At 72.1% G+C, this 12,888-nt stretch carries 15 protein-coding genes; 7 read left to right on the top strand and 8 right to left on the bottom strand.

What is annotated here, in order from left to right:
* Window positions 1-214: 214 nt before the first annotated feature.
* The gene (locus tag ACWEVO_RS14235) at window positions 215-445 is read right to left on the bottom strand and encodes a sulfurtransferase TusA family protein (protein ID WP_452307958.1); all 231 of its coding nucleotides are present in this window, start codon (window positions 443-445) and stop codon (window positions 215-217) included.
* Window positions 442-1,593, bottom strand: a complete 1,152-nt coding sequence (locus tag ACWEVO_RS14230; RefSeq protein WP_452307957.1) for a cysteine desulfurase family protein — start codon at window positions 1,591-1,593, stop codon at window positions 442-444. The genes ACWEVO_RS14235 and ACWEVO_RS14230 overlap by 4 nt, the downstream gene beginning before the upstream one ends.
* A gap of 170 nt (window positions 1,594-1,763) precedes the next feature.
* Between ACWEVO_RS14230 and ctaC the strand changes: the two genes are divergently transcribed.
* Together ctaC and ctaF are read left to right on the top strand one after the other, a co-directional pair.
* Window positions 1,764-2,735: an aa3-type cytochrome oxidase subunit II gene (gene ctaC, locus ACWEVO_RS14225; RefSeq protein WP_452307956.1), complete on the top strand. Its 972-nt coding sequence runs from the start codon at window positions 1,764-1,766 to the stop codon at window positions 2,733-2,735.
* A 10-nt stretch (window positions 2,736-2,745) separates the two neighbouring features.
* On the top strand, window positions 2,746-3,171 hold the full coding sequence (gene ctaF / locus ACWEVO_RS14220) for an aa3-type cytochrome oxidase subunit IV (protein WP_452307955.1): 426 nt from the start codon (window positions 2,746-2,748) through the stop codon (window positions 3,169-3,171).
* A 57-nt stretch (window positions 3,172-3,228) separates the two neighbouring features.
* On the opposite strand, the gene ACWEVO_RS14215 is transcribed toward ctaF, so the two are convergent.
* From ACWEVO_RS14215 to ACWEVO_RS14200, 4 genes are all read right to left on the bottom strand, one after another.
* Window positions 3,229-3,435, bottom strand: coding sequence for a hypothetical protein (locus ACWEVO_RS14215; protein ID WP_452307954.1), 207 nt, complete (start codon window positions 3,433-3,435; stop codon window positions 3,229-3,231).
* Window positions 3,436-3,612: 177 nt separating this feature from the next.
* Window positions 3,613-4,659 carry an anthranilate phosphoribosyltransferase gene (gene trpD, locus ACWEVO_RS14210; RefSeq protein WP_452307953.1) on the bottom strand — a complete coding sequence of 349 codons (1,047 nt, stop codon included), beginning with the start codon at window positions 4,657-4,659 and terminating at the stop codon, window positions 3,613-3,615.
* A 138-nt stretch (window positions 4,660-4,797) separates the two neighbouring features.
* Window positions 4,798-5,196 carry a hypothetical protein gene (locus ACWEVO_RS14205; RefSeq protein WP_452307952.1) on the bottom strand — a complete coding sequence of 133 codons (399 nt, stop codon included), beginning with the start codon at window positions 5,194-5,196 and terminating at the stop codon, window positions 4,798-4,800.
* Between the two features lie 80 nt (window positions 5,197-5,276).
* On the bottom strand, window positions 5,277-6,215 hold the full coding sequence (locus ACWEVO_RS14200; protein ID WP_452307960.1) for a cytochrome c oxidase assembly protein: 939 nt from the start codon (window positions 6,213-6,215) through the stop codon (window positions 5,277-5,279).
* A gap of 126 nt (window positions 6,216-6,341) precedes the next feature.
* Here ACWEVO_RS14200 and ctaE point away from each other — a divergent pair, with 126 nt between their 5' ends.
* The 5 genes from ctaE to ACWEVO_RS14175 all read left to right on the top strand — a co-directional run bounded on the left by ctaE (window position 6,342) and on the right by ACWEVO_RS14175 (window position 11,510).
* Window positions 6,342-6,941 carry an aa3-type cytochrome oxidase subunit III gene (gene ctaE, locus ACWEVO_RS14195; protein ID WP_452307951.1) on the top strand — a complete coding sequence of 200 codons (600 nt, stop codon included), beginning with the start codon at window positions 6,342-6,344 and terminating at the stop codon, window positions 6,939-6,941.
* A gap of 72 nt (window positions 6,942-7,013) precedes the next feature.
* Window positions 7,014-7,847: a cytochrome bc1 complex diheme cytochrome c subunit gene (gene qcrC, locus ACWEVO_RS14190; RefSeq protein ID WP_452307950.1), complete on the top strand. Its 834-nt coding sequence runs from the start codon at window positions 7,014-7,016 to the stop codon at window positions 7,845-7,847.
* Between the two features lie 67 nt (window positions 7,848-7,914).
* A complete protein-coding gene (gene qcrA / locus ACWEVO_RS14185; protein ID WP_452307949.1) occupies window positions 7,915-9,000 on the top strand; it encodes a cytochrome bc1 complex Rieske iron-sulfur subunit in 1,086 nt (361 codons plus the stop codon).
* Window positions 8,997-10,628 (top strand): cytochrome bc1 complex cytochrome b subunit, encoded by a 1,632-nt coding sequence (gene qcrB, locus ACWEVO_RS14180; RefSeq protein WP_452307948.1) that lies wholly within the window; start codon window positions 8,997-8,999, stop codon window positions 10,626-10,628. Before qcrA ends, qcrB begins: the two co-directional genes overlap by 4 nt.
* A 201-nt stretch (window positions 10,629-10,829) precedes the next feature.
* Window positions 10,830-11,510, top strand: a complete 681-nt coding sequence (locus ACWEVO_RS14175) for a DUF4142 domain-containing protein (protein ID WP_452307947.1) — start codon at window positions 10,830-10,832, stop codon at window positions 11,508-11,510.
* Window positions 11,511-11,572: 62 nt separating this feature from the next.
* Here ACWEVO_RS14175 and ACWEVO_RS14170 read toward each other — a convergent pair whose 3' ends face one another.
* Together ACWEVO_RS14170 and ACWEVO_RS14165 are read right to left on the bottom strand one after the other, a co-directional pair.
* A complete protein-coding gene (locus ACWEVO_RS14170) occupies window positions 11,573-11,860 on the bottom strand; it encodes an Lrp/AsnC family transcriptional regulator (RefSeq protein ID WP_088999172.1) in 288 nt (95 codons plus the stop codon).
* Window positions 11,861-11,903: 43 nt separating this feature from the next.
* Window positions 11,904-12,773, bottom strand: coding sequence for a nucleotidyltransferase family protein (locus tag ACWEVO_RS14165; RefSeq protein WP_452307959.1), 870 nt, complete (start codon window positions 12,771-12,773; stop codon window positions 11,904-11,906).
* Window positions 12,774-12,888: the final 115 nt, after the last annotated feature.

The following is a 12,888-nucleotide window of genomic DNA, read 5'->3' as shown; positions in this document are numbered from 1 at the left end:
GCCGCGGCTCGTGGCGCCTAATTCACGGAAAGAGTGGCCTCCGCGCGCGGCATGGCCACTCTTTCCGGGAAACTGCGCGGATCTTGGCGCGGGCGCGGGCGCGGGCGGAGGTGCGGGCGCAGGTGCAGGTGCAGGTGAAGGAAGGCGCGCGTGCGGGTGCGGGCGGGGCCGGTGCGCGGGTGCGGCGTCCGGGGATGGCGGGAAGGGCTCGACCTCAGGCGGCCCGGCGGACGTCGTAGGCGGGGCCCTGGTCCGGGTGGGCGGCGAGGAACTCGTGGCCGCGCATCCGGCAGAAGGCCGGGATGTCGACCGCCGCGGCGGGATCGTCGGCGAGCACCCGGACGACCGCCCCGACCGGTAGTTCGGGCAGGCGGCGGGCCAGGTTGATCACCGGCAGCGGGCAGCGCTGGCCCCGGCAGTCGAGCACCTCGTCCGGCTCGGTCACAGCCCCGCCACCCCGGCCTCCGCGCGCAGGTCGGCGACGATCCCGGGGAGTTCGGCCAGGAAGCGCTCCACCTCCGCCTCGGTGGTCCCGCGGTGCAGCGACACCCGGACGTTGCCGTGCGACAGCACCCCCATCGCCTCCAGCACGTGCGACGGCCGCAGCGTCGACGACGTGCACGAGGAGCCGGAGGAGACCGCGAAGCCCCGCCGGTCCAGCGCGTGCAGCAGCGCCTCGCCGTCCACGTACAGGCAGGAGAAGGTGACCAGGTGGGGGAGGCGGTCCACCGGATCGCCGACCACCTCCACGTCGGGCACCTCGGCCGCCACCCGGGCCCGGATCCGGTCCACCAGCGGCCCCAGCCGGGCCGCCTCGGCCGCCGCGTCGGCCGCCGCCGCGCGCAGGCTCGCCGCCGCCGCGACCACCGCGGGCAGGTTCACCGCCCCCGGCGTACGCCCCGACTCGCGCTCGTCGGCCGGGAACGGCGACTCCCAGCGGGTGCCCTTGCGGACCACCAGCAGGCCGACGCCGGGCGGACCACCCCACTTGTGCGCGCTGGCGCTCAGCACCGACCAGCCCGCCGGCAGCGGGACCCGGCCGACCAGCTGCGCCGCGTCGACGTGGAGCGGCACCCCCGCCTCGGCGCAGTACTCGGCCGCCGCCGGCACCGGCTGCACGGTGCCCACCTCGTGGCTGGCGCCGATGAGCGTGGCCAGGGCCACGCCCGGCCCGGCCACCGCCGCCGCCCAGGCGTCCAGGTCGAGCCGGCCGAGCCGGTCCACCGGTACGGAGACCGCTTCTCCGCCGCCGGCCACGTGCCGCTCGGCGGCGTGCAGCACCGCCGAGTGCTCGATCGCGGAGTGCACCAGCCTCGCCCCGACCCGGCGCCGGCCGGCCAGGCCACCGAGCACGGCGGCGTGCGCCGCCGCCGTACCGCTGGGGGTGAAGGAGAGCTCGTCGGCGCGGACGCCGAGGGTCTGCGCGGCGGCCTCGCGCGCGGCGTCCAGCAGTTGGCGGGCCCGGCGGGCCTGGCCGTAGAGCTTGGCCGGGTCCGCCCACCCGTCCTCGAGGGCGGCCAGCAGCGCCTGCCGCGCGACCGGGTGCAGCGGCACCGCGGTGGCCGCGTCCAGGTAGACCGGGGAAGGGCTCACGAAGGCTCACGCTATCGCGCCGGTACCGGCAAGATCCCCCCGATGGGGGCGGACAGTGACCCCAAGACGGTCCGGCCCGCCATGGTCGAGTAATCTGCGACCGTCGGTGACGCCTTTGCCGTCGGTGTAGAGGAAACAACCACCGCGGCGCGCTAGGGAGGCAGGACCAGGTGGTCGCAAGGAGTTCGGAGGTACGGTCGTCGGCCGTACGGCACAGCGCTTCCCGGGGGGCCGGCGCGCGCCGGCGGCGTGGTGCTGGTCGGCTCGCCGGGCTCGGCCTCGGTGGGGTCGCGCTGCTGCTCTCGCTCACCGGCTGTGACGTCGGCAAGACGTTCGGCGGCTTCGGGTGGCCGCAGGGCGGCATCACGCCCGAGTCGCACCGGATGTACGACCTGTGGATCGCGTCCTGCATCGCGGCGCTCGCGGTCGGCGTGTTCGTGTGGGGCCTGATCTTCTGGTGCGTGATCCGCTACCGGAAGCGGGGCAACCAGCTGCCGGTGCAGACCCGCTACAACCTGCCGATGGAGTTCCTCTACACCATCGCGCCGATCCTCGTGGTCTCCGTGCTCTTCTACTACACGGCGGTCGTGCAGACCGACGTGATCAAGGAGTCGAAGAACCCGGACGTCACCGTCGAGGTGGTCGCCTTCAAGTGGAACTGGCAGTTCAACTACCGCGACGGTCAGGGCCGGGACGCCAACACCGTCGCCTCCACGCTGGGCACCAGCGAGGTCATCCCGATCCTGGTCCTGCCGACCGGCAAGTCGATCCGGTTCGAGGAGACCAGCCGGGACGTCATCCACTCGTTCTGGGTGCCGGAGCTGCTGTTCAAGCGCGACGTCATGCCGGGCAGCATCCGGAACACGTTCGAGGTCTCCAGCATCGACCAGGAGGGCCACTACGTCGGCCGCTGCGCCGAGCTGTGCGGCAGCTACCACGCCTTCATGAACTTCGAGCTGCGGACCGTCTCGCCGGAGAAGTTCGACCAGTTCCTGGCGGCCAAGAAGGCCGGCAAGTCGACCCAGGAGGCGCTCACCGCGATCGGTGAGGAGCCGTACGCCCAGACGACCAAGCCGTTCGACACCCGGCGCACGAAGAACAACTTCAACCCGACCAACGCGTCGGCCGGTACGGGCAGCTGAGGGGGCCGGCATGAAGACCGAGTGGAAGATCTTCCTGATCGTCTCGTCGTTCCTCTACGGCGTCACGATCCTCTACGCCGCCTGGACGTACGGTGACGGCGGCCGGGTGGAGTGGGTCGGCACGGTGGCGCTGCTGCTCTCGGCGCTGCTCACCTCGATGTGCGGCGGCTTCTTCTGGTTCGTCTCCCGCCGGATCGACCTGCGCCCGGAGGACCGGGCGGACGGCGAGATCGCCGACGGCGCCGGTGAGATCGGCTTCTTCAGCCCGGGCAGCTACTGGCCGTTCGGCCTGGCGCTGGCCGCGGCGATCGCCGGCCTCGGCCTGGTCTACTGGCAGATGTGGCTCCTGGGCGCCGGCCTGGTCGCGGTGATCTTCGCCGCCTGCGGCCTGCTCTTCGAGTACTACAGCGGCACCCGCCGGACCGCCGAGCACTGACCACGACGCCGAAAGGCCCGCGTCCCACCGGGGGCGCGGGCCTTTTCGTCTGCGGGGTCAGGCGGCCCGGCGGTGCGGGCGGGTGGCGCCGCGACGGCGGTGAACGCGCGGGGCGCGGAAGGCGAACGTGGCGATCAGCACCGCCGCGCCGCAGCCGGTGCAGACCAGCTCGGGGCAGTCCGCGCCGTGCCCGTCGACGCAGGGCGGCGCCTCGAACGGCACGACGCCCTCGCAGGTGTCGCAGTAGAGCTCGCGGTCCGACACGGGCGTCTCCTCTCGTTCCGGTGCCCGTCGGGCGGCGCCGGCGACGACCCCGACCCGGAGCCGTCGGCCGCCAACGGCCCAAAACGGAAAATTACTCCCGTGTAGTTTGGCACGCCGGTACGACACTTCCGGCAGCGGACCCACCGCGCCGGGCGGGACGCGGGGTGGGGGCGGGCGTCAGAGCGAGCGGGCCACGCCGAGGCAGCGCTCCAGCGCGCCGGCGGCCGCCCCCGAGTCGATCGACTCGGCCGCGCGGACCATCCCGGCGCGTACCGCCGCGGTCAGGTCACCGTCGAGCGGGCCCTGGGTGGCCAGCGCCACCCCGGCGTTCACCAGCACCGCGTCGCGGACCGGGCCGGTCTCCCCGGCCAGCAGCCGCCGGGCCACGCCGGCGTTGTAGGTCGCGTCTCCGCCGCGCAGGTCGGCGAGGGTGGCCCGGGGTACCCCGAACGCCACCGCGTCCAGCAGCGCCTCCCTGACGGTGCCCTGCTGGGCCACCCAGACGCGGGTCGGGGCCGCGGTGCTGAACTCGTCCAGCCCGTCCTCGCCGCGCATCACCACGACCGAGTCGCCCCGGGCCGCGAAGACGGCCGCCATCACGGGAGCCATCCGCAGGTCGAAGCAGCCGACCGCGCCGGACCGGGGACGGGCCGGGTTGGTCAGCGGGCCGAGGAAGTTGAACGCGGTCGGCACGCCGATCTCGCGGCGGACCGGTCCGGCGTGCCGCATCCCCGGGTGGAATCGGCCGGCGAAGCAGAAGCCGATGCCCGCCTCGACGACGCACCGGGCCACCTGCTCCGGCGTCAGGTCCAGCGGGATGCCGAAGTGCTCCAGCAGGTCGGCGGTGCCGCACAGCGAGGAGGCCGCCCGGTTGCCGTGCTTGACCACCCGGACGCCCGCGCCGGCCACCACCAGCGCGGTCATCGTGGAGATGTTGACGGTGTGCGCCAGGTCGCCGCCGGTGCCGACCACGTCCAGTGCGGTGGCCCGGACCTCCGCCGGCAGCTCCACCTCGACCGACCGGCCGAGCATCGCCTCGACCAGGCCGGCCAGCTCGGCCGGGGTCTCGCCCTTGGCGCGCAGCGCCACGACGAAGCCGGCCACCTGAGCCGGGCTGGCCGAGCCGGTCATGATCTCGTCCATCGCCCAGGCGGTGTCGGCGGTGGAGAGCTCCTCGCCGCGCAGCAGCGCGTTGAGCAGAAGCGGCCAGGTCCGTTCGCCCATGGCGGGCCTCCCGAGCGGGGCTGGAGTGCGGGTGTGGCGGCCGTCATCCGGTCCGGGGCGCCGCCGGGCGGTACGGACCGGATCACGGCCGGAGCGTCGGCGTCGCGGCCCCGTTGCCGCGGCGCCGGGTGCGGTGGGTCAGGCCGTGGCGGGCGTGCGCCGCAACAGCTCGGCGACGGTCGAGCCGGCGGTCACCGGGTCGAGCGGGAAGGTGAGGGTGGCGTCGACCTCGGCGTACGCGGCCAGCCAGCGGTCGGCCGCCCGGGCGATCACCACGCAGGTCGCCGGGGCGTCGTCCCGGTCGTCCTTGATCTGGCGGGCGATGCCGATGCCGCCGCCCGGGTTCGCCTCGCCGTCCAGCAGGAGCAGATCGATCTCGTAGTCGTCGACGAGCCGGACACAGCCGGCGTAGTCGGACGCCTCGACGAACTCGATCTCCAGCCCCGGCGCGGGCCGGGTGCCGACGGCCAGCCGCATCCGGTCACGGACCTTCGGGTCGTCGCTGTAGAGCAGGACGGTACACAGACGATCGCTCATCGCTGACTTGCTCCCACCTCGTAGCTGCCCGCTGATCGTAGCGGGCGTCACATCCGGCCGGACGGGCCGCCCTGGCGTGCTCAGGCGGGGGTCTCCGCGGCGCGCTGGCGGGCTTCCTGGCGGTCCAGCTCGCGGTCCAGCCGGCGGGCCTCGCGTTCGGACTGCTTGATCCACTGGACGACCAGCACGGCCAGCATGGTGACGCTGACGAACTCGCCGCCGGCCCACAGCACCCCGCCGGCGACCACCTGGTCGTTCCGCGGATCCGACCAGGCCAGGTGCAGGGACGAGTACCAGTCGCCGCCGAGCAGCGTGGTGCTCTGCATGATGGTCAGCCCGAGCACCGTGTGGAAGGGCACCGAGAGCAGCATCAGCAGCGCCCGGGCCGGGTACGGCCAGCGCCCGGGCAGCGGGTCCAGGCCCAGCAGCGGCCAGAAGAAGACGCAGCCGGTGGCGATGAAGTGGGCGTGCACCAGCTCGTGCGCCCACTCGTGCTGGAGCGTGTACTCGTAGAGGCCGGTGAAGTAGAGCGCGAACGGGTTCACCACGAAGATGGCGAACGCCACCAGCGGGAAGCTGTAGACCCGGGCGATCCGGCTGTGCACGATCGCCAGCAGCCGCTTGCGGGGCCGCACCGGCAGGGTGCGCAGGGCCAGGGTCACCGGCGCGCCGAGCGCCAGGAAGATCGGCGAGATCATGGAGAGCACCATGTGCTGCACCATGTGCACCGAGAGCAGCGTGGTGTCGTACGCGCCCAGCCCGCTGAGCGTGACGAAGGCGATACCACCGAGGCCGGGGCCGAGGAAGCAGACGGTGCGGACCACCGGCCACCCGTCACCGCGCAGCCGCAGCCGGTACACGCCGTAGAGGTAGAGGCCCGCGGCGAGCACCAGCCCCAGGGCGAGCCAGCTGTTGAGCTCGGTCTCGGTGAAGACCCGGGTGATGGTGAACGGCGGCGGGACGCGCTCGCCCCCGCTCGCCAGGGCCGGCGTGGCGGCGGCCGAGGTGGCGGCGAAGATCTGATCGACGTGCAGCACGCTTTTCAGGGTAGGTCAGGCGAAGCGGACGGCCCCGATCGGGCCACTGTCGGCACAGGTTTCGGACCCCGCTGATCGTCGGTCCCGGTCAAGGGCAATAATGACCGCGTGACTGCGGCCCCAGCCATTGACAAGAGCCGGATCCACTCCCTGACGCGTCCCAACATGGTCAGCGTCGGGACGATCGTGTGGCTCTCCAGCGAACTCATGTTCTTCGCGGCGCTGTTCGCGATGTACTTCTCGATCCGCGCGGCGGCGCCGGAGCTGTGGGAGAAGCACACCGAGGTACTCAACATCCCCTACGCGACCACCTTCACGGTGATCCTGGTGCTGTCCTCGGTGACCTGCCAGCTCGGTGTCTTCGCGGCCGAGAAGGGTGACGTCCACGCCCTGCGCCGGTGGTTCACCATCACCTTCGTGATGGGTCTGATCTTCGTGCTCGGCCAGGCGAACGAGTACCGCACCCTGGTCCACGAGGGCGTCAAGATCAACGCCGACGGGTACGGATCGATGTTCTACCTGACCACCGGCTTCCACGGCCTGCACGTGACCGGCGGTCTGATCGCGTTCATCATCTTCATGATCCGTACCACCATGGGCCGGTTCACCCCGGCGCAGGCGACGTCGGCCATCGTCGTGTCCTACTACTGGCACTTCGTGGACGTCGTGTGGATCGGGCTCTACGCCATGATCTACTGGCTCCAGTGATCTTGGCGCGTCACGTACCGCGCCGCTGCTCCGTCCCCTGAGACAAGGTCCAACCGGTTAAGGACACAGGTCATGACTTCTGACAACGACCGCCGACGCGGTCTGCTCGCGCGGCTGCGCGGGCGGCCCGTAGCGCGCAGCAGGGGCCGCCGCCGGCTGGGTGCCGCGGTCCGCCTGACCGCCGCGCTGATGCTGGCCGGCGGCGCCTACACCGTCTTCGCCCCCGGCGTGCAGGCGCAGGACAACCCGCCCCTGAGCGCCGCCGCCAACGAGGGCAAGGCGCTGTTCGACGTGAGCTGTGTGACCTGTCACGGTCGCAACGCCCAGGGCGTCGAGGGACGTGGTCCGAGCCTGATCGGCGTCGGGTCGGCCTCGGTCGAGTTCCAGGTCAGCAGCGGCCGGATGCCGATGGCCCGCCAGGAGGCGCAGGCGCAGCGCAAGCCCCCGCAGTTCACCGACGAGCAGGTCCGCCAGCTCGGCCAGTACATCCAGGAGCTCGGCGGCGGCCCGCAGGTGCCGCAGGGCAACCTGCGCCAGGGCGCCGACATGGCCGCCGGCGGCGAGCTGTTCCGGATCAACTGCTCGCAGTGCCACGCCTTCGGCGCGGGCGGCGGCGCGCTCTCCTCGGGCAAGTTCGCCCCGAGCCTGAAGCCGGCCAGCGACCGGCAGATCTACGCCGCCATGCTGAGCGGCCCGCAGAACATGCCGGTGTTCGGCGACAACCAGATCACTCCGGAGCAGAAGGCGGACATCATCGCCTACATCCAGGAGACCCTGAAGCACGACCAGGACCAGGGCGGTTTCAACCTGGGCCGGTACGGCCCGTCGACCGAGGGTCTCGCGATCTTCCTGGTCGGCATCGTCGCGCTGGTCTTCACGAGCCTGTGGATTGCGGGCAAGTCGTGACCGAGCGGATCATTCGTTTCAGTGCTGTGGCGTCGACCCCCGGCGCCACCCGTAGCGAGGTGACGGCATGAGCACCCACACCGGGCACCAGGCCCCGCAGGGCCGGGAGCCGCTCGACCTGAACGACCCCCGGCTCTCCCGGTTCGACATCGTCGAGGAGGGCGCGCGGCGGGACGACATCGAGATCGTCCACTACGAGCCGCAGGTCGTCCCGGGCAGCAAGGCGGAGCGCCGGCTGACCCGTACGGTCGCCTCGATGTTCCTGCTGACCGGGGCGGCGGCCACCGCCTTCCTGATCATCTACATCTGGTGGCCGTGGAAGTGGGAGGCGGGCCGCGGCGGTGACAAGTACTACACCCCGCTGCTCGGCCTGACCCTCGGTCTCGCCCTCCTCGGCATCGGCTTCGGCATCCTCACCTGGGGCAAGAAGCTGCTGCCCAAGGAGGTCTCGATCCAGGACCGGCACGACCAGCCGGGCTCGCCCGAGGACCGCAAGCTCACCGGCGAGACGATCCTCTACATGGCCGACGAACTCGGCGTGAAGCGCCGCCCGCTGCTCGGCGCCTCGCTGATGGCCGGCCTGCTGCCGGTCGGCGCGGTCGCCGCGGCGCCGCTGGTCGGCGGCCTCATCGAGAACCCGCACAAGAACAACCAGATGTTCACCACCGGGTTCCAGCCGCGGGACGGCAAGAAGATCCGGCTGATCCGCGAGGACGGCCGGCCGATCCGCCCGGCCGACATCAGCGCCGGCGGCCAGCTCACCGTGTTCCCCGGCATCGAGGAGGGCGTGAGCAACAAGCACGCCGACTCGCCGACGCTGCTGATCCACCTGCGTGAGGACGACGCGCAGAAGTCGCGCGCCGCCAACGCGCGCAAGGGCCACGGCGACTACATGTGGGGCAACTACGTCGCGTTCTCCAAGATCTGCACGCACGCCGGTTGCCCGGCCAGCCTCTACGAGCAGCAGACCAACCGCCTGCTCTGCCCCTGCCACCAGTCGCAGTTCCTCATCACCGACAACGCCAAGCCGATCTTCGGCCCGGCGAACCGGCCGCTGCCGCAGCTGCCGCTGGAGGTGGACGAGGAGGGCTTCTTCGTGGCGAAGTCCGACTACACCGAAACCATCGGTCCCGACTTCTGGGAGCGGCCATGAAGCGCCGAAAGTTTGACGTAGCAGCGGTGCCGGCCAAGACGGCCGGCGCGCTGGACGACCGCTTCCAGGCGGCCACCCCGCTGCGCAAGCTGCTGAACAAGGTCTTCCCCGACCACTGGTCCTTCCTGCTGGGCGAGATCGCGCTCTTCTCGTTCGTCGTCCTGCTGCTGACCGGCGTCTTCCTGACATTCTTCTTCGAGCCGGCGATGACCGAGGTGGTCTACAACGGCAGCTACGCGCCGCTGCGGGGCACCCCGATGTCGGCCGCGTACGCCTCCAGCCTGGACATCTCGTTCGACGTCCGCGGCGGCCTGATCATGCGGCAGATGCACCACTGGGCGGCGCTGCTGTTCATGGCCTCGATCGTGGTGCACATGCTGCGGGTGTTCTTCACCGGCGCGTTCCGCAAGCCGCGTGAGACGAACTGGATCATCGGCTCGCTGCTGTTCTGGGTGGGCTTCCTGGCCGGCTTCACCGGCTACTCGCTGCCCGACGACGGCCTCTCCGGCACGGGCCTGCGGATCGCCTCCGGCATCATCCTGTCGATCCCGGTGATCGGCTCCTGGGTCAGCTCGTCGATCTTCGGCGGGGAGTTCCCCGGCACCATCATCATCAGCCGCTTCTTCATCGCCCACGTGCTGCTCATCCCGGGTCTGCTGGTGGCGCTGATCAGCGTGCACCTGGGCCTGGTCTTCAAGCAGAAGCACACCCAGTGGCCCGGCCCCGGCCGGACCAACGAGAACGTGGTCGGCGAGCGGATGTTCCCGCGCTACGCGCTCAAGCAGGGCGGCTTCTTCATGGTCGTCTTCGGCGTGATCGCGCTCTTCGGCGGCCTGTTCCAGATCAACCCGATCTGGTACTTCGGCCCGTACGAGGCGTGGGTGGTCTCGGCCGCCAGCCAGCCGGACTGGTACGTCATGTTCCTCGACGGCTCGACCCGACTCATGCCCGCCTGGGAGATCAGCATCCCGATCGGCAACGGGTACGTCATCCCGCCGCTGTTCTGGCCGACGGTCGTGCTCCCCGGCATCCTGGTGGGCCTGTCGACGATGTACCCGTTCCTCGAGGCGCGCCGCCTCAAGGACTACAAGCACCACAACCTGCTCCAGCGGCCCCGCGACGTGCCGGCCCGGACCGCGGCGGGCGCCATGGCGGTGGCGTTCTACCTGGTGCTGACCCTCTCCGGCGCCAACGACGTGATCGCCGACAAGTTCCACATCAGCTTGAACGCGATGACCTGGGCGGGCCGGATCGGCATCCTGATCCTGCCGCCGCTGGCCTACTACGTCGCGTACCGGCTCTGCCTCGGTCTGCAGCAGCACGACCGCGAGGTGCTGGCGCACGGTGTGGAGACCGGCATCATCAAGCGGCTGCCGGACGGCCGGTTCGTCGAGGTGCACCAGCCGCTCACCGCGGTCGAGGGCCACGACGGGCACGGCCCGGCGCTGGACTACGTCGGCTGGGTCGTCCCCAAGAAGATGAACCGGCTGGGCGCGCTCGGCCCGGCGATCCGGGGCTTCTTCTACCCGATCGAGAAGCCGGCCGAGGCGCCGGTCTCGCCGGGGCACCCGCCGGTCGAGCCCCGGCCGGAGCGGGAGGAGATCGGCAGCGGCGAGAGCCGCCGCTGACCCCTCGCGTACGACTGACCGTGGCGCCCGCCGGATCCTTCCGGCGGGCGCCACGGCCGTTCTCGGACCGTTCGTCCCCTCCCGTGGCCGACGGTCCCGTTCCGCCGTGCCGCCGCCCCCGGACACGGACGGGTGGAATCGCAGGAATAACCCCGGTCAGCCGGGTATCCGTGCGGTCCAACGTCTCAAGGGGGGGAAAGCATGTTGGGAATCAAACGCCTGGGCCTGCTGGCCGCGCTGGTGCTCGTCGGGCTCGCACCCGCCGCGGCAGCGCAGGCGGCGGCCCAGCCGTCGACCCAGGACACGCAGTACCTGAAGGCGCTGCACCAGGTGAACCTGGCCGAGATCACCACGGGCAACCTGGCCCAGCAGAAGGGTCAGAACGCCCAGGTCAAGGAGCTGGGTAAGCAGTTCGTGACGGACCACACCCAGCTGGACCAGTCGGTGAAGACCACGGCGCAGCAGCTGAACGTGCAGTTGCCGTCCGAACCGACCGCCGACCAGCAGAAGGTCATCAGCAAGCTCAACAACGAGAGCGGCGCCGCGTTCGACAAGGCGTGGGTGACCGCGGAGCTGGCCGGCCACGTCCAGGCCATCCAGGCGACGCAGACCGAGATCTCGCAGGGTTCCGAGCAGTCCGTGGTCACGCTGGCCCAGGACGCCCTGCCGGTCCTCCAGGCGCATCTCGACGCGCTGACGGCCCTGGCCCAGACCCTGGGCATCCCGGTCCCGCAGACCAGCGCCAGCGGCACGCCCGGCCCGGGCGGTACCTCGCCGGGCGGCACCGAGTCGCCGGGCGGCACCGAGTCCCCGGCTCCGGGCGGCACCACCGAGGCGCCGGCCCCGGGTACCACGGAGACCCCGGTGCCCAGCCAGAGCTGACGCCGAACGGCCGAGGTGGCCGGTCCGCCCTGGGGGCGGGCCGGCCACCGCGCGTACGCGGGTCAGTCGGCGTTGGCCAGCCCGATCGCGAACGCCTCCTCCAGGTCGTGCTGCGAGTACGCTCGGAACGCGATGTGCGACTCGGTGTTGAGCACGCCCGGCACCTTGGAGATGCTGCCGGCGATGACCTGGGCGATCTGCTCGAACTCGCGGACCCGCACCATGGCGATCAGGTCGACGTGACCGGCCACCGAGTAGACCTCGCTGACGCCGGGCAGGTTGGCCAGGTTCTCGGCCACCTCGGGAATGGAGTCGGTGGCGCAGTCGATCAGCACGATCGCGGTGATCACGGGACATTTCTCCGTTCGTCGACGACGTGGCCCATGCTAGAGGTCACGCGGGCCGGCCGCCGCCGGGCTCCGGCATCCGGCCCGCCGGGACGGTGAGGCCCGACCCGGCCCGGATCACGTCGGTGAGCCGCTCGTCCGGCCCGACGGTCGCGCCGGGCCAGACCACCGCCCGGGTGACCTCGCCCCGGACCGTCGCCCCCGCCCCGACCACCGCCCGGTGCACCCGCCCGGTCACCGTGGCGGCGGGGTCGACCAGGCTGCCGTCGCCGGCCGCGTGCAGGTTGGCCGCCAGGTAGTCGGCGGGGGTGCCGGTGTCGTAGAAGACGCCGGGAAAGCGCACCACCTCGAGCGCGCCGGCCGCCTCCGCCGGCCGCCACACCGCCCGGACCAGGTCGCCGAAGGTGGCCGGCAGGTCCCGCACCAGCCGCCAGGGCAGCAGCGAGAACCCGACGAACCGGTGGCCGTCGAAGGTGCCGGGGGCCGCCGGGTCGTCGGCCGGCTGGCCGAGCAGGCGTACGCTCCGCCCGTCCCAGCCGTCCAGCAGCGCGGCCACGTCCGGTCCCGGCGGGGCGTCCGGATCGGCGAGGTACGCGTCGGCGTTGCCGACCAGCACCCCCCGCCCGGCGATCCAGTCCCGCAGGTTGCCCAGCCCGCCCGCGGTGCCCAGCGGGTCGCCCGGCTCCACCGACAGGTGCGCCCGGGCGCCGACCTGCGTGACCACCTGGTCGCCCAGGTAGCAGGCGTTGACCGCGACCCGGTCCGGGCCGGTCAACCCGAGCCCGGCGAGGCGGGCCAGGGCCCGGTCCAGCAGCGGCACGTTGCCCACCGGGCAGAGCGCCTTGGGCACCCGCTCGGTCAGCGGGCGCAGCCGGGTACCCTCCCCGGCGGCGAGCACCACCGCGCAGACGTCCACCGCCGCTCGCCAGCCGGATTCGGCCGCTCCGGCGGCGACCCGCCCCGCCCCACCGCTGCTCGGCCGGTCCGGCTGGTTGCGGCCGCCGGGCGGCGTCGTGGGGGCAGGCGGGTCC

This window comes from Micromonospora sp. NPDC003776, from assembly GCF_053605645.1.
Note: the sequence above shows the minus strand (reverse complement) of the source record. Positions and strands in the feature narration are given on the sequence as shown.